The sequence below is a fragment of the Tardiphaga sp. 862_B3_N4_1 genome, assembly GCF_051811085.1.
GTDB classification, from domain to species: Bacteria; Pseudomonadota; Alphaproteobacteria; order Rhizobiales; family Xanthobacteraceae; genus Tardiphaga; species Tardiphaga robiniae.
The window spans coordinates 2589443-2610470 of the sequence record NZ_JBPWQB010000002.1 but is presented as its reverse complement, the minus strand read 5'-3'; the positions used below and the strand labels follow the sequence as shown (position 1 = coordinate 2610470).

Below are 21028 nucleotides of genomic sequence, written 5' to 3'. Positions count from 1 at the left end.
GAATCAGCCGCCTTTACCGTCTTCTTTTTTCTTGTCGTTGGATGCAGCCGACGACGATGGCTCGTCCGACAGACCGTTTTCCATCTTGGCTTCGATCTTCGGAATCTCTTCGGCTTCCGGCTTCAGATCCTTGGCGTGCTGCCACTGGAACTTGGCTTCCAGCTTGCGACCGACGCGCCAATAGGCATCGCCGAGATGGTCGTTGATGGTCGGATCTTCCGGCTTCAGGTCGATGGCGCGCTCAAGCTGCTTCACAGCGTCGTCGAAATTGCCGATGCGGTAATAGGCCCAGCCGAGCGAGTCGACGATGTAGCCATCATCCGGACGCTGGTCGACGGCGCGCTTGATCATCTTCATGGCGTCGTCGAGGTTGATGCCCTGATCGATCCAGGAATAGCCGAGATAGTTCAGAACATGCGGCTGTTCGGGCTGCAATTCGAGCGCCTTGCGCATGTCGACTTCAGCCTTGGCCCACTGCTTCGAACGCTCCAGGCAGATGCCGCGGAAGTAGAAATACACCCAGTTCGGCTTGTCCTGGTTGGCGGAAATGACGTCGATGCCCTTGGTATAGGTCTCGGAGCAATCGGCGAATTTCTTGCGACCACGCTCGATATTGCCGAGCGCCATAATGGCTTCGAGATCCTTCGGATCTTCGGCGACGACGCCCTTGAGAATCTTGATGCCTTCGTCGCTGCGATCAGCCGCATCGAGATCGGTGGCCTGCTGGATCTGCGCGTTGCGCTTCAGCGCCGAATTGGCGGGCACGCGCTCATAGACCTTGATGGCCATCTGCGGCTTCTTCACCGACTCATAGAGGTCGGCGAGCGACAGCAGCGCCAGCGAGTGATCCGGCTTGAGGTAAAGCGAGAGCTGCAGATAGACCAGCGCGAGATCCTCACCGCCGCGGCGTGTCAGCGACGCGCCGATGCCATAGAGCGCTTCAGCAGCGCCAGCCTGCGGGCTGTCGACCAGCGGCGCCAGCTTCTTGCCGGCCTTGGTCTCGCGGATACCTTCCAGCACCAGCGGGTGACGGGCGAGCTTCTTGTTGAAGGTCTCATAGATGCCGAGCGCTGCGGCATCGTCCTTGTTGCGCGAGGTCCAGCGGCCATAGGCGTCGACCACGCGCAACGCGGAGTCGTCGAGCTTGTAGGCACGCTCGAAACGGGCGCCCGCATCCTTCTGCTTGTTGGCAAGATCGAGGATCAGGCCGGCATGCAGATCCTTGAAGATCGGATACCATTCCGGACCGGCCAGCTTGTCGATATTGGCAATCGCCGTCCTGCTCTCACCGGCGCCGTAGCCGGCCCAGGCCGACAGCAGCGTCGCAACGAGGTCGGTGATCGGGCCACGCACTGACTGGTTGATATTGGTTTGCGCAGCAGCGTATTTCTTCAGCTTGAGATCGCGCACGCCCACAACGAGGCGGGCGACGCGGTTCGACTTGTCGATGGTGAGGATGCGATCGGCGAGCTTGACGGCCTCTTCGATATCGCCGTCCGCGAGCGAGGAGATGAAGGCGCGATCGAGCAGTTCGTTGTTCTTCGGATCGGTACGCAGCGCGGAGCGGTAAAACGCCGCAGCCGAGGTGGCGTCGCGCTCGACGCTGGCGTGGCGGGCGGCCAGATAGCTGCCGGCGGTGGTGAGCGACTTCAGGTCACGGGAGGTGGGAAACTGGGCAGCCGAGCTATCGCCGGTATGATCCGGGGTTTGCGCCAGCAGCTGACCGGGCATCGCGAGGACGGCGACCGTCGCGGCAGCGAGCGTCAAACGATTGAAACGGATGGACAACATAGGGTTCGCCTAGCTCCAGGATTTACGGGCAGGATATCGAGCAAAATGCGAGCAGGACTGCAAGACAGGCTCGGATGCGCAGCCGACCCGGCAATAGTACGCATGTCAACAATGCCGCGTTTGGCGGTCAATCGCAAGGATCGGGGGCGCGATCGCACCAATGGCACCTTGAAGCCTGTCAGCAATTGGGCCGCCGGATTGCGCCACTGCCCCTGAAAACGCTCGCACTGTGGCGTTATCGTGACATCCGGCCGGTGTAGCGGCCCGCCAACAGGCGCCGCTGCTCACACAATCGTAATCAGCGAGCCGGTTACATCGCCTCGTAGTTCGGGCCGCCGCCACCTTCCGGCGGAACCCAGGTGATGTTCCCGTTGGGGTCCTTCACGTCGCAGGTTTTGCAATGGACGCAATTCTGCGCATTGATCTGGAATCGCGCACCGCTCGACTCTTCAACCCACTCATAGACGCCTGCCGGGCAATAGCGATTCGACGGGCCGGCAAAGACGTCGTGCTCCGACGACTTCTGCAGCGCCATGTCGGCAACTTTGAGATGGATCGGCTGGTCTTCCTCGTGATTGGTGTTCGACAGAAATACCGAGGACAGGCGATCGAAGGTGATCTTGCCGTCCGGCTTCGGATAGACGATCGGCTGATACTGCTTGGCGGGCTTGAGCGCCTTGCGATCCGGCTTCTCATGCTTCTGCGTGCCGAACAGCGAGAAGCCGAACGTGTTGCACCACATGTCGAAGCCACCGAGCGCGTTGCCGAGGAGGGTCCCGAACTTGGACCACAGCGGCTTGGCATTGCGGACCGGATAGAGATCCTTCCCGATCGAGGACGACCGCCAGCCGGTCTCGTATTCCATCAACTCGTCATTGGCGCGACCGGCCGCCAGCGCGGCGGAGACGTGTTCGGCCGCCTGCATGCCTGATGCCATGGCGTTGTGAACACCCTTGATGCGCGGCACGTTGACGAAGCCTGCGGCGCAGCCGATCAGCGCCCCGCCCGGGAAGACCAGCTTCGGCACCGACTGGTAGCCGCCCTCGGTGATCGCACGCGAACCGTAGGCGAGGCGCTTGCCGCCTTCGAATGTGTCGCGGATCAGCGGATGGGTCTTGAAGCGCTGGAATTCCTCGAACGGATAGAGATAGGGGTTTTCGTAGTTCAGGTGCAGCACGAAGCCGACAGCCACGAGGTTATCGTCGTAGTGGTACAGGAACGTGCCGCCGCCCACGTCATTGTCGAGCGGCCAGCCGAACGAGTGCTTCACCGTGCCCTTCTGGTGCTTGGCCGGATCGATCTGCCAGACTTCCTTGATGCCGATGCCGAACTTGCCGGGCTCGCAATCCTTGTCGAGGGCGAATTTGGCGATGATCTGCTTGGTCAGCGAGCCACGCGCGCCTTCGGCGAACAGCGTGTATTTGCCGAGCAGTTCCATGCCGCGCGTGAACGAATCCTTCGGCTTGCCGTCGCGGCCGATGCCCATGTCGCCAGTGGCGATGCCGCGCACGGCGCCATTGTCGTCATACAGCGTCTCGGCAGCCGCGAAGCCGGGATAGATTTCGACGCCGAGAGCTTCTGCCTTCGCGCCCAACCAGCGGCACACCATACCGAGCGAGGTGATGTAGCAGTGATGATTGTTCATCAACGGCGGCATCAGGAAGTTCGGCAGCTTGAAGCCGCCGGTCTTGGTCATGAAATAGAACTGGTCGTCCTTGACCTGGGTCTTGAGCGGGCAGTCCGCATCGTCGCGCCAGTCCGGGATCAGCTTGTCGAGATTGACGGGATCGATCACCGCGCCGGACAGGATGTGCGCACCGACTTCGGAACCCTTTTCCACCACGACGATGGACAGGTCCGCATTGAGCTGTTTCAGCCGGATCGCGGCCGACAGACCGGAGGGCCCGGCACCGACGATGACGACGTCGAATTCCATGGACTCGCGCGGCGGAAGTTCTTCAGTGCTCATAATCTCGTCTCAGACCCGTTTCCAACCCGTTCAGAACGCTTCTAAGGGCTGTTGTTTCCGATTTTTGACGGAAGAACAACCACCTAAATGCACAGGGGGCGTTTCGCTGGGCGGCGATCCGGCCTAGATTGCTGGCATGCCTGTGACCCCCTCTCATGACGCCTGAACCCCACCCCAGCGTTGCGCAACTGCTCGCCTTTTATCTGGAGGCCGGGGTCGATTGCGCATTGATGGATGAGCCGGTGAACCGGCTGTCGGACGACCTCCCGCCGCCTGCCCGGGAGCTGTCCGACAGCGCGCCGAAGCGACCACCGCTGAATGGCATGCCGCCGCCCCCAGCACGCCCACCCGCACGCGTCGAGGTCGCCCCGGACGTGGCGATTGCCGCCGCCCGGGACGCCGCGCGCACCGCGCCCTCGCTCGAGGTGCTGCGTGGCATGCTGGATACATTCGACGGCTGCGCCCTGAAATCGACCGCGACCCAACTGGTGTTTGCCGACGGCAATCCACAGGCGCGGATCATGTTCGTCGGCGAGGCACCCGGCCGCGACGAGGACATCGAGGGCCTGCCCTTCGTCGGCCGCTCCGGCAAACTGCTCGATCTGATGATGGGCGCGATCGGCCTGAAGCGCACCGACGTCTATATCGCCAATGTGATTCCATGGCGGCCGCCGGGCAACCGCACGCCGACGCCGCAGGAGACGCAAATCTGCCTGCCGTTCATCCAGCGCCAGATCGAGCTGGTGAATCCGGACATCCTCATCACGCTCGGCAATCCCTCGACACAGACACTGCTGCAGACCCGCGACGGCATCATGAAGTCCAGGGGACGCTGGGTCGACTACGACACCGGCACCCGCAAGATCAAAGCGCTCGCGACGTTCCACCCCGCCTATCTGCTGCGCTCGCCGTCTTATAAGCGGATGACCTGGATGGATCTGCGCGCGATCGCGAAGGCGCTGGAAGCGCCGTCGGGCAGGACCAGCTAGGGCGCCTTCGGCCGCACGATCGCCCAGCCGATCCGCAGCAAGGGTTGCCGGCCATTCACCAGACGCTCGAAGGCGCGCGGGACTTCCGGTACGAGATTAGGGAAGCGCTGCGCGATCTCCGCGGGCGGCGTGCCGATCGTATCTGCCGCGCGCCACACCACGACGCCGCCGGTCTCGGCGAACTTCGCGGGCGTGATCCATGGCGTGCGCGAAGGCACTGCATCGTTCAGCAAATGCGGCCGTGACGCGCTCATCCCGATCAATGCTGCGAGTTGCGCATCGCCGGCCACCGCCGGCAATGACTTATTGGTCCGGCGCTCGAAGCTCTCGCCGAAGAAGCGCCCGATCTCGCGTGCAGGCAGCGCCGTCACATCTTCGGGGCCGTCGACCCAAGGCAGAATCACAAGACTGGCGAAGGCTGCGAGGGCCGGCGCGATGATGGCGAAGGCCCAGACCTTGCGCAGCACGCGCTGGCGCCGCAGCGCGATCAGATCGCCCGACGCCACGACGACGGCCAGACCCGACATGACCAGAGCAATGCCGGCGCCGCCGACAACGCGATCGAGGCCGTAAAGCGCGCCGAACAGGCTGCCGAGCAATCCCGGCGCGAGTGCGAAGAAAAACACATAGCCCCGCGCCGGCGGATCGACCGGTGGGCGGAAGATGATGGGAGCTTCCTCGGTCTTCGGAACGATGCGGCCCCAGTTCATCACCGTGAGAACGATCACGCCGGTAATTGACGCAAGCAGCCAGGCCATCAGCACGCCCCACTGCCGCGCCTGGCCGGCGATATCGGTCAGTTGCGGCGGTACAGGCACAATCGGTGCCCCGGCCCGGATCACCCACATGGCCCATGGCAATGTCAGCACCGCGATGACCAGTAAGGCATAAAGCGGGTCGAACGACGTCAGGTTACGGCGGCCACGCGAGGTCGCGAGACCGAAGACGAGCGGCAGCGGCAACAACCACATGGCATGAGGCGTGGTCAGCAGCAGCAGGCCGGCCTCGATGGACAGCGCGAACCAGGCATTGCGACGGCCCTGCCCGATCGCGAGCCAGGCATGCAGCAGGAACATCGCCCAGAGCGGACGCGCCAGGATCAGCGGGCCGAATTCGATGCTGGGCGTGCTAAAGGCCGTAACCGTCATGGTGAGCAGCACGGCGATGACAGCCTGCGGGCCGCCGACGATGGCACTGCCCAGCTGATAGACCGCGCGGAAGGTGAGGACGGCGCAGATCTGCGCCAGCAGATAGACACCGAAAACATGATTGCCGGCGGCCCGAAAGGCGATGTCGGCCAGCCAGAACGCCAGCGGCGGTCCCATATGGGTACCGACTTGATATTCCCGGCCATAGGCCAACACGGTGGCGAGATCGCCCGGCGGTCCGCGATACAGCAGCAGGGGGACGACGAGCCAGATCGCGGCCTGACACAGCACGACGATCCAGAACACCAGCCGTGGCCGGGCGCGGATCAGTTCGACGATCAGGGAGGTGAAACGCATTGAACGTCTGAACCGGCCAGCAGGGAATGAAGCGTGCTCAGGTGATACGGCGCAGAGCCAAGAGAGGCAACCGCCTGAGCGCTCAGGCGGATATCTCGATATCGATGGTGGTGTGGACTTCGATCAGACCCGCCGCACGGACGCCAGTCTGATGACGCGCACGCGCCGCAACAACCGGCGCGAACAGGCTGCGATGATGAATGCTGGGCCCCAATTCGTTCAGCGCGGCCATATGCTGCGGCACGCCATAACCTTTGTGCACCTCGAAACCATAGCCCGGACAATCCTCGGCCAGCCGGCACATCAGCCGGTCGCGCGACACCTTGGCGATGATCGAAGCTGCTGCGATGGAGAGCACCAACGCGTCGCCGCCAATGACCGCCTCGCAATCGGCCGTCGTGTCGATCTTGTCGCGGCCATCGACGAACACATGTTTCGGCGCGTCCGGGAGCGACGCGACCGCACGCGCCAGCGCCCAGAGCGACGCCCGCAGGATGTTGTCGCGGTCGATCCGGGCGGGTGATGCGTAGGCGACGGCAAATGACGACGTAGCGCAGATTTCCTCAAACAGCGCCTCGCGCTTGCTCTCTGTCAGCTTCTTGGAATCGTCGAGGCCTTTTGGAATGTTGTTCGGATCCAACACAACCGCGGCGGCAACGACCGGTCCTGCCAGCGGACCACGCCCGGCCTCGTCGCAACCAGCCACCGGCCAGATGCCTCTCTCCAGCAGCGCGAATTCGCGCGTAAAGCATGGCGCGACAACGATCTTGCTCTTGCACGGCTTGGCGGGGGGCTTCTTTTTCGCATCTCGAATCATCCGGCGATCCTGCTGAAGCAGGCCAACACGCGCAACCGGGAACTCGGGATCGTGCCCGCTATTCAGATTGCCGCTTTAATCGTCCAGATGCACCCGCCGGTCGTCGCCGACCTCGATCCCCGGTGCCGTCACCACGTCCCAGGCGTGCCCGTCCGGGTCCGCAAAGTAGCCGGAATAGCCACCGTAATCGGTCTTTCGCGCTGGCTTCAAAAGCGATCCACCACAATCGACAGCGAAAGCGAGGACCGCATCGACCTCGCCTTCGGAGCGGCAATTCCACGCCAGCGTGCTGCCGCGAAACGCCTGCGGCCTTGGATGGTCAGGCAATGTCGCGTCCTGCGCCAGTTGATCCCATGGAAACAGCGCGAGGACGCTGGCGCCGGTGTCAAAAAAGGCGATGGCCTCGCCAGAGGCACGGGCCTTTCGCGTAAAGCCCAGCGCTTCGTAGAACGCAATGCTCCTGCGCATATCCGCCACGCCCAACGTGATTACCGTCATGCGCGCGATCGGCGCCGGTGGTTTCGTCATCGTCATGCGTGTCACTCCTGTACTCACTCTATAGATCGAAAAGAGGGACGTTGGCAGGCTCTGGTTTCCTGCCAACGTCCCCTCTCCACCACTCCGTACGCTGCGAGACCTGCGGAGTTAGAACAGATTCAGTTGCTGACCGGCACCGGCCGGCTTCTCGAAATGATCGAGGGTGAGTTTCGAACGACGCTTGTTGAGGCCAAGCTTCGTGCAGGCGATCTCGAAGCGGCGACCGATCATCCAGGCCATCGGTCCGGTGCCCTTCATGCGCGTGCCCCATTGCGAGTCGTAATCGCGGCCACCGCGCATTTCGCGGATCAGCGTGAAGACATGGCGGTAGCGATCCGGATAATTCGCGATCAGCCATTCGCGAAACAGATCGCGCACTTCCATCGGTAGCCGCAACAAAACGTAACTGGCTTCCTTGACGCCGGCATGCGCGGCGGCATCGAGAATGCGCTCGATCTCGCTGTCATTCAGCGCGGGGATCACCGGCGCCACCATCACCGTGGTCGGAATGCCAGCCTCGGATAGCTGCCGCAAAGCTTCCAGCCGCTTCGACGGCGTCGACGCGCGCGGCTCCATGGTGCGCGCGAGCTTCGGATCGAGCGACGTCACCGACAGCGCCACTTTGACCAGATTGCGCTTCGCCATCCGCGCCAGGATATCGATATCGCGCGTCACCAAGGCAGACTTCGTGACGATGCCGACGGGATGGCCGGTCTTCTCCAGCACTTCGAGAATGCCGCGCATCACCTGCCGCTCGCGCTCGATCGGCTGATACGGATCGGTATTGGTACCGATCGCGATCATCTTCGGCTCGTATTCGGCGGCGGCCAGCTCCTTCTCGAGCAGCGCCGGCGCATCGGGCTTCACGAACAGTTTGGATTCGAAATCGATCCCGGGCGAGAGACCGAGATAGGCGTGGGTCGGCCGCGCGAAACAATAGACGCAGCCATGCTCGCAGCCGCGATAGGGATTGATCGAACGGTCGAAGCCGATATCCGGCGACTCATTGCGCGTGATGACCTTGCGCGCGGTGTCCGTCGCAACGGTCGTCTTGAACGGCGGCAATTCATCGAGGCTCTGCCAGCCATCATCAAAGGCTACCCGGGCCTCGGCCTCGTAGCGCCCGCTGTCGTTGGACTGGGCACCGCGGCCGCGCCGCCGCTGCTTGTCGATCGCCACTGCGATCTCGGGAAAAGGGGAAAGCGCACCCGCCGGCTTATCGGAGGGCGCCGGGACCGGCGGGTGCTTGAGGGCAGCGATCTGGCGACTCATGAAGCCACGATAGCGTACACATGGAACAAAGCAAGAACATAAATAGGGTGGCACACGGCCGGGGCACTGTGCATTCTCCCGCCGCCTTGCAGGGGCGGCCGAAAGTCGAACCGCCCCGAAATTGCAGCAGCCGCCGGTGCCGCATAGACTATGACGAAATGATAACGCGGCCACCCCGTTGTTGAGAGGTATTATCCGACACCCATGCTGAGCGTGATCATCCCCACCGAAGGCGTCGAACAGCCCGCTGTTGCCACACTGGCAGCGCTGGTGCCGGGCGCTGCTGCCGGTGTGATCCGCGAAGTGCTGCTGGTCGATCGCGCTGGCACCGATGTCATCGAACGTGTCGCCGATGTCGCGGGCTGCGGCTTCCTGACCTCGCAGGGATCGCGCGCCGCGGCGATGGCCGCCGGCGCCAAGCAGGCGCGCTCGCCCTGGCTAATGTTTCTCCATGCCGGCGCCGTGCTCGATGCCGGCTGGATCGAGGAGACCCAGCAATTCATCCAGCGCGTATCGACCAGCAACCGCCCCCGCGCGGGCATTTTCCGCTATGCGCGCTCGCCCTATGACGAGACCAATTTTCGCGATGGCCTGAAGCACCTGGTCCGGATGATCACAGGCCCCAAGGCCGATCAAGGTCTGCTGATTGCACGCGAACACTACGACCGTCTCGGGGGCTACGCACCCGATGCCCGGCGCTCCGAAGCGCGGCTGCTGCGCCAGCTCGGCCGCTCCTCACGCACATTGCTGCGCAGCCGGATCATCGTCGCCTGACCATGGCCGCCCAAGCCCCCGATGCTGTTCAGCTTGCAGTGCTACGCGATCTCCAGCCTGGCGATATCGACTGGGTCATCCGCAGTCACGGCGAGCTCTATGCGGCCGAATACGGATTCGATGCATCCTTTAAGGCGCTGGTAGCCGACATCGCCGCAGAATTCCTTGCATCATGCGATGCCACGCGCGAACGATGCTGGATCGCCGAGATGGATGGCGCGCCCGTCGGCTCGCTGTTTCTCGTAAAGGCATCCGACGATGTCGCCAAGTTTCGGCTCTTGCTGATCGATCCCAAGGCGCGCGGACAAAAGCTCGGCCAGCGCATGGTGACGGAATCCATCGCCTTTGCGCGGCAATGCGGTTATCGCAGGATCACGCTGTGGACCCAGAGCAATCTGGGCGCTGCGCGAAAAGTCTATCAGGATGCAGGTTTCGCGCTGGTCGCCACCGAGCCGCATCGCAGTTTCGGGCAGGATTTGATCGGCGAGACCTGGGAACTCGTGCTCTAGACCGACGCGCCCTTCGCCTTCGGGCGTCGCAAATGCTCATCCAGCCGCGGCATGATCTCCACGAAATTGCAGGGCCGCGTGCGGTAATCCAGTTGCGCGGCAAGGATGCCGTCCCAGCCATCGCGGCAGGCGCCGGGCGAACCCGGCAGGCAGAAGATAAATGTCGCGCCGGCGGTGCCAGCAGTCGCGCGACTCTGGATCGTCGAGGTACCGATCTTGGCGTGGCTCAGCATGTGAAACGCAATCGAGAAACCATCCATCCGCTTCTCGAACAGCGGCTCGATGGCTTCCGGCGTGACATCGCGGCCGGTGAACCCCGTGCCGCCGGTCGTGATGATCGCGTCCACGCCGGGATCGGCAATCCATGCGCGCACGATCTTGCGGATCGCTTCGACATCGTCCGTGACGATCTCGCGCTTCGCCAACACGTGACCAGCCGATGTCAGCCGATCGGCCAGCGTCGCGCCGGACTTGTCGTCATCGAGCGACCGCGTGTCGGAAATCGTCAGTACCGCAATGTTGAGCGGTACGAAGGCTTTGGTCGTGTCGGGCTCCATCGTCGTTACAGTCGATCCGTCGCGAATGTATTGCAGGCCTGCACGGTGCCCTGCTGATAGCCGGTCATGAACCAGCGCTTGCGCTGTTCGGCAGAACCGTGCGTGAAGGAATCCGGCACGACGCGACCCTGTGCCTGACGTTGCAGCGTATCGTCGCCGATGGCGGACGCGGTCTGCAGCGCGGCATCGATGTCACCGGCTTCGAGGAAACCGGGCCGCTTCTTCGATTCGCGATTGACCCAGACGCCGGAGAGGCAATCGGCCTGCAGTTCAACGCGAACCTGCAGCAGATTGGCCTCAGCCTTGCTGCCCGCCTGCTGCTGCAGCCGTGTCACGCGCGGAATGATCCCGAGCAGGTTCTGAATGTGATGGCCGGCTTCATGCGCAATGATATAGGCCGCGGTAAATTTACAGGCATTGCCCGAGCAACCGCGGAATTTGGTTTCGACCTGACGGAAGAAGCCGGTGTCGAGATAGATCTTCTTGTCGGGCGGACAGTAGAACGGCCCCATCGCCGACTGCGCATTGCCGCAGCGCCCGCCATTGGTGGCATTACGAAACAGCACGATCTGCGGCCCGGTATATTTCTGCCCGCTCTCCTTGAAGATTTCGTCCCAGCGATCGTCGATCTCGCCGAGCACGCCGGAGATCATGCTGCCCATCTCGTCGGTGGGTGCGCCTGATTTCGTCGGCGTCGAGCGCCGATCGGTCTGATAGGTCGGCGCCTGCTGGCCGCCGGTGAGAATTTCTGCACCGCCGATCAAGATGCGCGGATCGATGCCGAACGCCCAACCAACGAGGCCAAGCACAATCACCGTGCCGATGCCGAGACCACCGCCACCGCCCGGAATTCCGAAACCACCGCCACCTCCGCCGCCATATCCGCCGCCGCTATCGTCACGACGGTCGTCGATATTGTCGCTGCGACGGAAGTCATCGTAACGCATGAGGTAATTCCTTCATTTCAAGTCGCAGCATTTTAGACCGGTTTGACGCGATCCGAACACCATAACGCAATTGCAGCGCAAAATTTCCATTCCATTAAGCATTAACCTGCCCGGCAAAACTTGCCTAGTTCGAACTCGTTACCAATTAAGTCGATTTTTACTTTGCCCGGTCAATGTCTGCCTGTCGGTTGTTTAGTCCCGCGTCGCCGACAGCGTCGCCTGAGTCAGAGTAATTGAGTCATGGTTGTTTCGCGTCGCGGGGCGTCTGCAAGGGCGCCCCGCTCTCACTTCGAAACCTCTCCGAGCAGCAGCATCGTCATTGGTGATTGCGTCGCAGAGATGTCAAAACTCCCGGCAGGGTCGGTCGATCTGGTGTTCGCAGATCCGCCGTACAATCTGCAGCTGAAGGGCGATCTCAAGCGCCCCGATGAATCGCATGTCGATGCGGTGAATAATGACTGGGACAAGTTCTCGTCATTCGCCGCATATGACGACTTCACGCGCGCGTGGCTCCTCGCCGCACGCCGTATCATGAAGCCGTCGGCGACCCTGTGGGTCATCGGCTCCTATCACAATATTTTCCGCGTCGGCGCGATCATGCAGGATCTCGGCTTCTGGGTCCTCAACGATATCGTGTGGCGCAAATCGAATCCGATGCCGAATTTCCGCGGCCGTCGCTTCACCAATGCGCATGAGACCATGATCTGGGCTGCGCGCGATGAGAACGCCAAGGGCTATACGTTCAATTACGAAGCCCTCAAGGCCGCCAATGAAGACGTGCAGGCGCGTTCCGACTGGCTGATCCCGCTCTGCACCGGCGACGAACGCCTGAAGGGCTCGGACGGCAAGAAGGTTCACCCGACCCAGAAGCCGGAAGGCTTGCTCGCCCGCGTGCTGCTGTCGTCGTCGAAGCCCGGCGACCTCGTGATCGATCCGTTCAACGGCACCGGCACCACTGGCGCTGTCGCCAAGCGCCTTGGTCGCAATTACATCGGCTTCGAACGCGACCGCGACTATGCCGCCGCTGCCGAAGCACGCATCGCCGCGATCGAGCCACTGCCCGAGGCAACGCTGGCACCGTTCATGACCGCCCGCAGCGCACCCCGCGTGGCGTTCTCCGAACTGGTCGAGCGCGGCATGATCTCGCCCGGCACCAAGCTGGTCGATCTGAAGAAGCGTCATGGCGCACTGGTGCGCGCCGACGGCGCCATCATGTTCGGCGACAAGGTCGGCTCGATCCATCGCATGGGCGCGATGGCCCAGGGCTCGGCCTCCTGCAATGGTTGGACGTTCTGGCACGTCGAGACCAAGAAGGGCCTGCGCCTGATCGACGAACTCCGCGCCGAAATCCGCAGCGAGATGGGCGCGGTCTAAACGCCCCACCCATGCCACCGGCCGGACGCATGCGCCCGGCCATCGTCAAAACATCGCTTGCACTCCCCCTGAATTCCAAGCACGAGACGACGGTCCGCATCAGCGGCCCCGCCTCGTGCTTTGACGTATGAAATCCAGGGAGATTTGAGATGCTGAAGTTTTACTTCAACGGGTCGCCGAACCCGACCAAGGTCGCGCTGTTTCTGGAAGAAGCCGGCGTGGCCTATGAGCCCATCGCCATCGACACCCGCACAGGCGCGCAGTTCAATCAGGACTTCCTGAAGGTCAATCCGAACGGCAAAGTGCCGGCGATCGACGACGACGGCGTCAAGGTGTTCGACAGCAACGCCATCCTGCTCTACCTCGCCGAGAAGACCGGCAAATTCCTACCCGCCAACACCCCGGCCAATCGCGGCGAGATGCTGTCCTGGCTGATGTTCGTCGCCACCGGCGTCGGTCCGTTTTTCGGCCAGGCCGTGCACTTCAAGCATTTCGCGCCAGAGAAGATCGATTACGCGCATAACCGCTATCAGTTCGAGGCGAAACGCCATCTCGGCGTGCTCAATGAACGCCTGGCCGGACGGCAATATATGGTCGGCGACAGCTACACGATCGTCGACATGGATGTCTGGGGCTGGGTGCGGATGACCAACTTCATTCTCGGCGACGAAGGCTTTGGCCAATTCCCCAACGTAAAGCGCCTGCATGATGAGATCTCGGCACGCCCGGCCGCAGCGAAGGCTGTCGCCCTGAAGGACACATTCAAGTTCAAGGCCGAGATGGACGACGAAGCCCGCGCCGCCATGTTCAAACATCTCGCCACCAGCGCAGCCTGATCACGAGCCATCCAACGAATGCCGGACGCAACACTGCGCCCGGCATTTATGTGTCAGGCGTGCAGGCGCGCCATTTCCTCCGGGAAAGGGCCCAGCACCCGCTCCACGAGCGCCGTGTCGCAATATTCCTTGATCGTGGTAATCTTGCCGTTCTCGACGCGCCACACCATGCAGTAGTCGTTGTCGTAACGATCGCCAGTCTTGGTGACATTGTCGCCCTTGGCCTCGACCACCACCAGATTGCCTTCCGCAATGAAGTTGGAAGCGACCGTGCGCGGTCGAATGTCGAATAGCGACCTGAAATGCCCCATGAGGCCGTTGAGGATCGCGTCCTTCCCCTTGAACGTACGCCCCCAGGAATACTGGCCGACGACGATCCAGCATGCGTCATCGGCGAGATGATCGGCGAAGGTCGTGCCGCTGCGGTTGGCTGAATCGCTATAGACCTGCTGAATAAGCTTCTTGTTGTCTGCCGTGCTCATTGTTCTGCTCCATCGTTTGAACGATGACGCAGTATGGGTTGGACAATCCCCATTCTTCCAATCGATAGTCTGTATGATATATATTCGGCTCATGAATTTAGCCGCGCTGGATCTCAATCTGCTTGTCGCGCTCGATGCATTGCTGCTGGAAGGCAATGTCGGCCGAGCCGCGATGCGGATCGGCCTGTCGCAACCGGCGGCGAGCCACGCGCTGCGCCGGCTCCGTGATGTTCTCGGCGATCCCCTGCTCGTCCGCGTCGGCGCCCGCATGGAGCTGACGCCGCGCGCGCAGGCCCTGCGCGGTCCACTTGCCCAGACACTGGAGCAAGTCCGCGGACTGTTCATCCCGGATGTCTTCGATGCCCGCCAAAGCGACCGGCACTTTCGGCTGATGATGCCGGATCTGGCTGTCGAACTGCTGATGCCGCCATTGATGAAGAAGCTCGACAGTGTCGCGCCGGGCGTCCAGATCAACATCGTGCCATGGCGCGGCCCGTCGATCATGACGGCGGAATTCGCCCGCAGCCTCGACATGGTGATCAGCATCGGCAACGCCTTCAACGGCTTCCATCGTCAGTTGCTCTATGTCGATTCCGACGCCCTTGCCGTCCGCAAGGGCTATCCGGCAGTAGCGCGCCTGAAGACGACCGAGGGATTTCTCAAAGCCCGTCATATCGCCGTGGTGCTCCGCGGCCAGAGCGAAGATCTGATCGACGACTGGCTGCGCAGCAAGAAACTGGAGCGGCAGATTGCCCTCGTCGTGCCGAGCTATATCGAGGCGCTGCATGTCGCGGCACGGACCGATCTCGTGGCCTTTGTGCCGCGACGCCTGATTGCCGCATTGGCTCAGCCACTATCGCTCACGACAATTGCGCCACCATTCGATCCCGGCATCGACGAACAATTCATGTTCACGCCGACACGCGCGCAATTCGATTCCGGATCGATCTGGCTCCGCAAGATCATGCTGGAGACCGGCCGCGAACTCGACCCGCCAAAGCGCCGCACGGCCTGACGCAGCGCGCCTCGGTCAATTTTGCCGGCAAAGCTTGCCGGCAGGCAACGCCTGACAGCTACTACAAATACCTAACCGCTTATGATTTCTGAATATTTCTGATGGCCTGATTTTTGCGTAGCGGGTCGCAAACATCTCACAGCAAGAGAAATTCAGATGTCGAACTCCATTATCTCCAGCATGCAGTCCTTCAAGCTTCCGACCAGACTGCAGCCATCCGACAAGGCCGAGAGCGGCCTCGGCAATGCAACAGCGATAGCAAAATCGCCGGAAGAGAAATTCCTCGACTACGCGAAAAAGACGCCAGCAGAAAAAATGCGCGACGCGCTGCTGTCGAGCATCGGCGTAACGGAAGAAGAATTGAACAACATGTCGCCGGAGCAACGCCGGGAGGTCGAGCAGAAGATTGCCGACAAGATCAAGGAAGCCGTGAACAAGAAGACCGAGAATGGCGGCAGCGCCAGCGGCTTCTTCACGGATATCAGCGCCTAACAGGCGCGCCTTTCACCACAAACGAAATTGGCGCCGCAACGGCGCCAATTCCAGATCATTCGAAATGAGCGGACGCGATCAGCGCGCGGCAGCCTGGCGTACCAGATTTTGCCGGGCCTCGCCGAGATAGCCGCGGATTTCCTTGGTCAGCAATCCCGACTGCGACGACAGATCGCCCGATGCCACCATGGTCGATGTGGCGAGTTGTTCGGTGTCCTTGGCGGTCGTTGCCAGCGACTGGATGTTGGTTGAAATCTCGCGCACGACGGCGAAGGCCTCGTCGATGTTGCGCGCGATATCGGCCGTTGCCGCCGACTGCGCTTCGGAGGCGCTCGCGACCTTGCCGGTGATCTCGTTCACTTCCGCAATCACGGTGCCGATCTCGGTGATCGACGAGCTGACTTTGTCGGTCGCTGACTGAACCTGGCCGATTTCCTTTTCGATCTCGGCGGTGAAGTTGGCGGTCTGTGTCGCCAGCGCCTTCACTTCGTGCGCCACCACGGCAAAGCCGCGGCCGGCATCGCCCGCGCGGGCCGCCTCGATCGTTGCGTTCAGCGCCAGCAGATTGGTCTGGCTGGCGATCACGTTGATCGAGGTCACGACTTCACTGATGCGTACGGCGACAGCGCGAAGCACATCGACATTGCTGGCTGCATCGGCGACGCGTTCGACCGCGCGGCCGGCAATCGCCGCCGAGCGATTGACGTCGGCGCCCACTTCGCTGGCGCTTGACGACAGCCGCGCTGTGGCCGAAGCCACCGATTGCATGTTGGCGGACGCCTGTTCGGATGCAGCCGCCACCGACGTGACCCGGGTCAATGTCGAGGATGCGCCAGTCCGCAGATTGCCTGCCGTGCTGCTCATCTCGACCGCGCCGCTGTCGAGCGCGGATACGATGCCACCCACCGTGGATTCAAGCTGGCTGGTCTGGCGCTCGAAATTCCTGATGCGGTCGGCGATACTGTCGGTCGCAGCATTCATCGCTTTCGCGCCATGCAGCAGGCCGCCATGCAATCCGCCCGGCAGGATACGCCGGTAATATTTATTGTCGTTGAGCGCTGCCATCGCCGCGGTGGATTCGCGCACGAAAGCATCGCAGCCGTCGATCATGTCATTGACGCTGTGCAGCAACTCGCCGGTCACGCCGCGCACGGGAATTCCCAGAATGCGGGCCTCGAAGTCGCCCTGCGCAATGCGCTGGCAGGCCACGCGCGCCTTCTCGATCAGGCGCGCCGTCTTGCCCATCAGGACAAGCGCGGTAACAGCCGCAGCGATCGCAACGGCCTGACAGACCATGGCCGCGAGCGGAAGACCGAAGAACTGAAGCACCAGAGCAAGCGCAGAGCCGGCAATGACGACGAGCGTGCTAAGCTGCGCTCTTGAGAGAAAACATAAGTTCGTCATAGCTGACTTTCTGGGATGCAACGAAATCGGTAAGGGCCTTGTAGCCGGCGGCGAGGGATTCCTTGCCGTTCACGTGTCGCTTCTCGATTGCCAGCACGTCGGCATAAAGAGGCGCGATCGTCTTCTTGATGAGATCCGGCGGCGGGACACGGCGATTGGAATGATAGCCGGCGATCTTGCCGTCGAGGCCGTAGGACGGCGTGACATGGGCGAAGACCCAGTAGTGATCGCCATTGCTCGCCATGTTTTTTACGAAGGCGAAAATCTCGCGGCGCTCCTCGACCGTGTCCCAGAGCAGCTTGAAGACGCTGCGCGGCATATCGGGATGACGAATGAGGTTGTGCGGCTGGCCGAGCAGGTCGGCCTCTTCGTAACCGGCCATCTTGCAGAACAGACGGTTCACATAGGTCATGCGCCCCTTGAGATCCGTCTTTGATACGATGAGCTCCGATGCCGGAAAGAAAGTCTCGCGGCCGCTCGGCTTAATCTGGTTGGACATCATTGACCTGTCGGTGACCGATTCACCCCAAAAGTAGTGCTACCGGTATTAGGGAACGCGGCTGAATTTTGCGTTAAGGTTCCGTCCACCATGAATTCGCTGCCGGCGGACGATCGGACGCGTTTCCCCGTCGCGATCGTCCCAGTTGCCGCCATCGCCTCTCCCGTGCCATGACCTCGATCAAATCGAGGGGGAGGCAACAAAGATGACCGTTCTCATTGCGGGCGGCGGAATTGGCGGACTGACGCTTGCGCTCAGCCTGCACCAGATCGGCGTGCCATGCCGCGTGTTTGAAAGCGTGCCGGCACTCAGGCCGCTCGGCGTCGGCATCAATGTGCTGCCGCATGCGGTGCGCGAGCTGATCGAGCTCGGCCTGCACGACCAGCTCGACGCATCGGGCGTGCGCACCCGCGAGCTCGCCTTCTTCTCCAAGCACGGCAAGCCGATCTGGAGCGAGCCGCGCGGCATCGAAGCCGGCTACAAATGGCCGCAGTTCTCGATCCATCGTGGCAGGCTACAGCAGATCCTGCTCGACACCGCCATCGAACGCCTTGGCGCCGAGAACATCCTCACCAGCCATCACCTGAGCGGCTGGACCGAAACGCCGGACGGCGTCCGCGCCGACTTCATCGACAAGGTCACCGGCAAATCCGCCGGCAGCTATGACGGCACGCTGTTGATTGCCGCCGATGGCATCCATTCGGCGATCCGGCAGAAGCTCTATCCGCAGGAAGGCGCGCCGCTCTGGAACGGCCGCATTCTCTGGCGCGGTATCACCAAGGGCGATGCGTTTTTGACCGGCCGCACCATGATCATGGCCGGCCACGAGATCCTGAAATTCGTCTGCTATCCGATCTCGCAGGAGCCGGACGCCGACGGCAAATACGACATCAACTGGGTGGCCGAACGGCACATGCCGCCGACCTATGAATGGCGCCGCGAGGACTACAACCGTGCGGCCAGACTCGACGAATTCCTGCCCTGGTTCAAGGACTGGCGCTTCGACTGGCTCGACGTACCCGGTCTGATCAGCAATTGCCCGCACGCGTACGAATATCCGCTGGTCGACCGCGATCCGGTCGATCGCTGGACCCTCGGCCGCGTGACGCTGATGGGAGACGCCGCGCATCCGATGTATCCGATCGGTTCCAATGGCGCGTCGCAGGCCATCCTCGATGCACGCGTACTGACGCGTGAAATTCTTGCGCTTGGCGACGTGCCGGCTGCGCTCGAAGCCTATGAGGCCGAGCGACGCCCCGCGACCACCGACCTTGTGATGTTGAACCGCCGCAACGGACCGGAACAGGTCATGCAGATCGTCGAGGAGCGCGCGCCTGAGGGATTCAATGTCGTCACCGACGTGCTCTCGCAGCAGGAACTCGAAGACATCGCCGCCAACTACAAGCGCGTCGCCGGATTCCAGGTTGAAGGCCTCAATGCGAAGCCGCCGATCGTGACGATGCCGCAATCATCGCAACTTTCCGGCGCGGGCTGATGCAGCTCGCGCGCCGGCGCATTCAAGCGTCCGGATTCAAACTTCAATCCAGTCCATGCGCGATGACCTTGCGCATGACGTTCGGCAGAGCTTCGTCATCCAATGTTGCGATCGGGACCCAGCGCATCCCCTCCGGGGGGCGGGTGCGGGGCGGCACATGCGCCGTATAGACGGCGAGCTCCAGCGGGAAGTGCGTGAAGATATGGGTGACCGCACCGACTTTGCGATGCCACGCCGTGAGATTTTTCAGGGTCGGCGCCTGCTTCAAGGCATCCTTGTCATCGTGACCCGCCAGCCACTCCGATGACGGCACTTCGGTCATATTTCCGAGCAAGCCCTTTTCCGGGCGGGTGCGCACCAGGAGTTCGTTGCCGCGCGTGACCACGAAGGCTGCCCCCTTGCGTAAGGTGCCGGCCTTCTTCGGCAGTTTGCGCGGAAACGTCTCCTGATCGCCGCGTGTCCTGGCGGCGCAATCGTCGTTGATCGGGCACAGCGCACAGGCGGGCTTCTTCGGCGTGCAGATGGTGGAGCCCAGATCCATAAGCGCCTGGGCGCTGTCGCCCGCGCGCGTCGGACCGAGCAGCGTGGCGGCGAGCCCCACGATGACGGGCTTGGATTTCGGCAGCGGTTCTTCCACCGCATAGAGCCGCGACGTCACGCGCTCGATATTGCCGTCCACCGGCATGCATTGGCGGCCAAAGGCAATCGCGGCGATGGCCGATGCCGTATAGGGCCCGATGCCGGGCAACGCGCGCAGGCCGTCCTCGGTATCCGGAAAGGCGCCGCTATGATCGCGCAGCACGGTGACGGCGCAGGCATGCAGATTGCGCGCGCGGGAGTAGTAGCCGAGCCCTGCCCACATCCGCAGCACGTCGTCCTGCGAGGCGCTGCCGAGATCGCTCACCGTGGGCCAGCGCGCCAGGAACTTGGCGAAATACGGCCCCACCGCCTGAACCGTGGTCTGCTGCAGCATGATTTCCGACAGCCAGACCCGATAGGGATCGATGCCCTCGCCCGGCAAAGGCCGCCACGGCAATCTCCGGCGATGCTTGTCATACCAGGCGAGCAATTGGGCCGGACGCTTGGCGGCGGCGCTTTCCCCGCTATCCCGTGCGGAAGGTTTCTTTCGTCGGGTGGCGGCGGCTGATAGACTCATGCCGACCATGTATCCAAAACGCCCGACCATGAACAAGCCCGGCTACATCTCGGCGAAACCACTCTCCGTCCTGCTCGGCGGGGTGTTTGCCGATGCCTATGCCAAACAGGGCTTTGCTTCGCGCGAGCTGGTGACACGCTGGGCCGAAATCGCCGGCCAGCAGGTGGCGAATTTCTCGGAGCCCTTGAAGATCCAGTGGCCGCGGCCGGTGGAAGGCCAGCCGCAGGAGCCGGCGACGCTCATCCTGCGCGTCGAGGGCCCGATGGCGCTGGAGATCCAGCATTCGTCGGATGCGATCCTGCAGCGGGTGAATCGCTTTTTCGGCTGGAATGCGGTCGGCAAGATCGCGCTGCGCCAGGCGCCGCTGTCACGGCCGCAGCCTCGCCGCACCGTGAAGCCGCCGGATGCCAAGGCCATCGCCCAGGTTGCGGAAACGCTGCCCGAGGTCGAGGACGACGCCTTGCGCGAGGCGCTGGCGCGGCTCGGCGCCTCGATCAAGCGAAGTTGAGGCTTTCCAGCCCGGCCGGAACCGGCGCGTGCTTGCCACATTTGTGGTTTCAAGTTAGCGAAGCGAACCTTGTCCCGGCGTCCGCCGCCGCTTTGGAGCA

20 protein-coding genes and 1 pseudogene are annotated in these 21028 nt (G+C 62.5%); 9 read left to right on the top strand and 12 right to left on the bottom strand.

Going from position 1 to position 21028, the window contains the following annotated elements; translation table 11 throughout:
* Positions 1-3: 3 nt before the first annotated feature.
* Complete coding sequence (locus AB8B02_RS29610; protein WP_120288419.1) at positions 4-1791, bottom strand: tetratricopeptide repeat protein; 1788 nt, start codon at positions 1789-1791, stop codon at positions 4-6.
* A 310-nt stretch (positions 1792-2101) separates the two neighbouring features.
* Positions 2102-3760 carry an electron transfer flavoprotein-ubiquinone oxidoreductase gene (locus AB8B02_RS29605; RefSeq protein WP_093759546.1) on the bottom strand — a complete coding sequence of 553 codons (1659 nt, stop codon included), beginning with the start codon at positions 3758-3760 and terminating at the stop codon, positions 2102-2104.
* Positions 3761-3915: 155 nt separating this feature from the next.
* On the opposite strand from AB8B02_RS29605, the gene AB8B02_RS29600 reads away from it, so the two are divergent.
* Positions 3916-4749, top strand: a complete 834-nt coding sequence (locus AB8B02_RS29600; RefSeq protein WP_120288418.1) for a uracil-DNA glycosylase — start codon at positions 3916-3918, stop codon at positions 4747-4749.
* Here the strand turns inward: AB8B02_RS29600 and AB8B02_RS29595 are convergent.
* The 4 genes from AB8B02_RS29595 to AB8B02_RS29580 form a co-directional block, all read right to left on the bottom strand.
* A complete protein-coding gene (locus AB8B02_RS29595; RefSeq protein ID WP_120288417.1) occupies positions 4746-6254 on the bottom strand; it encodes a glycosyltransferase family 39 protein in 1509 nt (502 codons plus the stop codon). The genes AB8B02_RS29600 and AB8B02_RS29595 overlap by 4 nt on opposite strands.
* Positions 6255-6336: 82 nt before the next feature.
* The gene (locus AB8B02_RS29590; RefSeq protein ID WP_439065874.1) at positions 6337-7071 is read right to left on the bottom strand and encodes a ribonuclease HII; all 735 of its coding nucleotides are present in this window, start codon (positions 7069-7071) and stop codon (positions 6337-6339) included.
* A gap of 75 nt (positions 7072-7146) precedes the next feature.
* Positions 7147-7599, bottom strand: a complete 453-nt coding sequence (locus AB8B02_RS29585) for a VOC family protein (protein ID WP_120289109.1) — start codon at positions 7597-7599, stop codon at positions 7147-7149.
* A 117-nt stretch (positions 7600-7716) separates the two neighbouring features.
* Entirely contained in the window at positions 7717-8880 is a 1164-nt protein-coding gene (locus AB8B02_RS29580) for a PA0069 family radical SAM protein (protein ID WP_120288415.1), read from the bottom strand.
* A gap of 204 nt (positions 8881-9084) precedes the next feature.
* Between AB8B02_RS29580 and AB8B02_RS29575 the strand changes: the two genes are divergently transcribed.
* Both AB8B02_RS29575 and AB8B02_RS29570 read left to right on the top strand, forming a co-directional pair.
* On the top strand, positions 9085-9654 hold the full coding sequence (locus AB8B02_RS29575; RefSeq protein ID WP_089262399.1) for a glycosyltransferase: 570 nt from the start codon (positions 9085-9087) through the stop codon (positions 9652-9654).
* A gap of 35 nt (positions 9655-9689) precedes the next feature.
* A pseudogene (locus AB8B02_RS29570) lies at positions 9690-10163 on the top strand (GNAT family N-acetyltransferase); the annotation flags it as partial.
* On the opposite strand, the gene moaB reads toward AB8B02_RS29570, so the two are convergent.
* Positions 10160-10720, bottom strand: coding sequence for a molybdenum cofactor biosynthesis protein B (moaB, locus tag AB8B02_RS29565; protein WP_120288413.1), 561 nt, complete (start codon positions 10718-10720; stop codon positions 10160-10162). The pseudogene AB8B02_RS29570 and the gene moaB overlap by 4 nt on opposite strands.
* A 5-nt stretch (positions 10721-10725) precedes the next feature.
* Entirely contained in the window at positions 10726-11667 is a 942-nt protein-coding gene (gene ypfJ / locus AB8B02_RS29560) for a KPN_02809 family neutral zinc metallopeptidase (protein ID WP_089262405.1), read from the bottom strand.
* Between the two features lie 240 nt (positions 11668-11907).
* Between ypfJ and AB8B02_RS29555 the strand changes: the two genes are divergently transcribed.
* A complete protein-coding gene (locus AB8B02_RS29555) occupies positions 11908-13041 on the top strand; it encodes a site-specific DNA-methyltransferase (protein WP_093759553.1) in 1134 nt (377 codons plus the stop codon).
* Between the two features lie 149 nt (positions 13042-13190).
* Complete coding sequence (locus AB8B02_RS29550; protein ID WP_120288411.1) at positions 13191-13877, top strand: glutathione S-transferase N-terminal domain-containing protein; 687 nt, start codon at positions 13191-13193, stop codon at positions 13875-13877.
* 53 nt (positions 13878-13930) lie between these two features.
* On the opposite strand, the gene AB8B02_RS29545 is transcribed toward AB8B02_RS29550, so the two are convergent.
* Positions 13931-14359 carry a nuclear transport factor 2 family protein gene (locus AB8B02_RS29545; RefSeq protein ID WP_120288410.1) on the bottom strand — a complete coding sequence of 143 codons (429 nt, stop codon included), beginning with the start codon at positions 14357-14359 and terminating at the stop codon, positions 13931-13933.
* Positions 14360-14450: 91 nt separating this feature from the next.
* On the opposite strand from AB8B02_RS29545, the gene AB8B02_RS29540 reads away from it, so the two are divergent.
* Both AB8B02_RS29540 and AB8B02_RS29535 read left to right on the top strand, forming a co-directional pair.
* A complete protein-coding gene (locus tag AB8B02_RS29540; RefSeq protein WP_120289108.1) occupies positions 14451-15374 on the top strand; it encodes a LysR family transcriptional regulator in 924 nt (307 codons plus the stop codon).
* 156 nt (positions 15375-15530) lie between these two features.
* Positions 15531-15866 carry a hypothetical protein gene (locus AB8B02_RS29535; protein ID WP_089262415.1) on the top strand — a complete coding sequence of 112 codons (336 nt, stop codon included), beginning with the start codon at positions 15531-15533 and terminating at the stop codon, positions 15864-15866.
* 78 nt (positions 15867-15944) lie between these two features.
* On the opposite strand, the gene AB8B02_RS29530 is transcribed toward AB8B02_RS29535, so the two are convergent.
* Together AB8B02_RS29530 and AB8B02_RS29525 are read right to left on the bottom strand one after the other, a co-directional pair.
* A complete protein-coding gene (locus AB8B02_RS29530) occupies positions 15945-17270 on the bottom strand; it encodes a methyl-accepting chemotaxis protein (protein WP_120288409.1) in 1326 nt (441 codons plus the stop codon).
* The gene (locus AB8B02_RS29525) at positions 17233-17769 is read right to left on the bottom strand and encodes a PAS domain-containing protein (protein ID WP_120289107.1); all 537 of its coding nucleotides are present in this window, start codon (positions 17767-17769) and stop codon (positions 17233-17235) included. Before AB8B02_RS29525 ends, AB8B02_RS29530 begins: the two co-directional genes overlap by 38 nt.
* A 205-nt stretch (positions 17770-17974) precedes the next feature.
* Here AB8B02_RS29525 and AB8B02_RS29520 point away from each other — a divergent pair, with 205 nt between their 5' ends.
* Complete coding sequence (locus AB8B02_RS29520; RefSeq protein ID WP_120288408.1) at positions 17975-19264, top strand: flavin-dependent oxidoreductase; 1290 nt, start codon at positions 17975-17977, stop codon at positions 19262-19264.
* A gap of 43 nt (positions 19265-19307) precedes the next feature.
* Here the strand turns inward: AB8B02_RS29520 and mutY are convergent, their stop codons facing one another.
* Positions 19308-20420: an A/G-specific adenine glycosylase gene (gene mutY, locus AB8B02_RS29515; protein ID WP_120289106.1), complete on the bottom strand. Its 1113-nt coding sequence runs from the start codon at positions 20418-20420 to the stop codon at positions 19308-19310.
* A gap of 28 nt (positions 20421-20448) precedes the next feature.
* On the opposite strand from mutY, the gene AB8B02_RS29510 reads away from it, so the two are divergent.
* The gene (locus AB8B02_RS29510) at positions 20449-20928 is read left to right on the top strand and encodes a DUF721 domain-containing protein (protein WP_068733742.1); all 480 of its coding nucleotides are present in this window, start codon (positions 20449-20451) and stop codon (positions 20926-20928) included.
* Positions 20929-21028: the final 100 nt, after the last annotated feature.

Bases quoted from the DNA above. Each gene is read 5' to 3' on its own strand.
- AB8B02_RS29610 (WP_120288419.1), bottom strand. From the start codon at position 1,791: ATGTTGTCCATCCGTTTCAATCGTTTGACGCTCGCTGCCGCGACGGTC.
- AB8B02_RS29585 (WP_120289109.1), bottom strand. From the start codon at position 7,599: ATGACGAAACCACCGGCGCCGATCGCGCGCATGACGGTAATCACGTTG.
- moaB (WP_120288413.1), bottom strand. From the start codon at position 10,720: ATGGAGCCCGACACGACCAAAGCCTTCGTACCGCTCAACATTGCGGTA.
- AB8B02_RS29575 (WP_089262399.1), top strand. From the start codon at position 9,085: ATGCTGAGCGTGATCATCCCCACCGAAGGCGTCGAACAGCCCGCTGTT.
- AB8B02_RS29595 (WP_120288417.1), bottom strand. From the start codon at position 6,254: ATGCGTTTCACCTCCCTGATCGTCGAACTGATCCGCGCCCGGCCACGG.
- ypfJ (WP_089262405.1), bottom strand. From the start codon at position 11,667: ATGCGTTACGATGACTTCCGTCGCAGCGACAATATCGACGACCGTCGT.
- AB8B02_RS29520 (WP_120288408.1), top strand. From the start codon at position 17,975: ATGACCGTTCTCATTGCGGGCGGCGGAATTGGCGGACTGACGCTTGCG.
- AB8B02_RS29535 (WP_089262415.1), top strand. From the start codon at position 15,531: ATGTCGAACTCCATTATCTCCAGCATGCAGTCCTTCAAGCTTCCGACC.
- AB8B02_RS29580 (WP_120288415.1), bottom strand. From the start codon at position 8,880: ATGAGTCGCCAGATCGCTGCCCTCAAGCACCCGCCGGTCCCGGCGCCC.
- AB8B02_RS29600 (WP_120288418.1), top strand. From the start codon at position 3,916: ATGACGCCTGAACCCCACCCCAGCGTTGCGCAACTGCTCGCCTTTTAT.
- AB8B02_RS29510 (WP_068733742.1), top strand. From the start codon at position 20,449: ATGAACAAGCCCGGCTACATCTCGGCGAAACCACTCTCCGTCCTGCTC.
- AB8B02_RS29590 (WP_439065874.1), bottom strand. From the start codon at position 7,071: ATGATTCGAGATGCGAAAAAGAAGCCCCCCGCCAAGCCGTGCAAGAGC.
- AB8B02_RS29540 (WP_120289108.1), top strand. From the start codon at position 14,451: ATGAATTTAGCCGCGCTGGATCTCAATCTGCTTGTCGCGCTCGATGCA.
- AB8B02_RS29530 (WP_120288409.1), bottom strand. From the start codon at position 17,270: ATGACGAACTTATGTTTTCTCTCAAGAGCGCAGCTTAGCACGCTCGTC.
- AB8B02_RS29550 (WP_120288411.1), top strand. From the start codon at position 13,191: ATGCTGAAGTTTTACTTCAACGGGTCGCCGAACCCGACCAAGGTCGCG.
- AB8B02_RS29525 (WP_120289107.1), bottom strand. From the start codon at position 17,769: ATGTCCAACCAGATTAAGCCGAGCGGCCGCGAGACTTTCTTTCCGGCA.
- AB8B02_RS29555 (WP_093759553.1), top strand. From the start codon at position 11,908: ATGGTTGTTTCGCGTCGCGGGGCGTCTGCAAGGGCGCCCCGCTCTCAC.
- AB8B02_RS29605 (WP_093759546.1), bottom strand. From the start codon at position 3,760: ATGAGCACTGAAGAACTTCCGCCGCGCGAGTCCATGGAATTCGACGTC.
- AB8B02_RS29545 (WP_120288410.1), bottom strand. From the start codon at position 14,359: ATGAGCACGGCAGACAACAAGAAGCTTATTCAGCAGGTCTATAGCGAT.
- mutY (WP_120289106.1), bottom strand. From the start codon at position 20,420: ATGAGTCTATCAGCCGCCGCCACCCGACGAAAGAAACCTTCCGCACGG.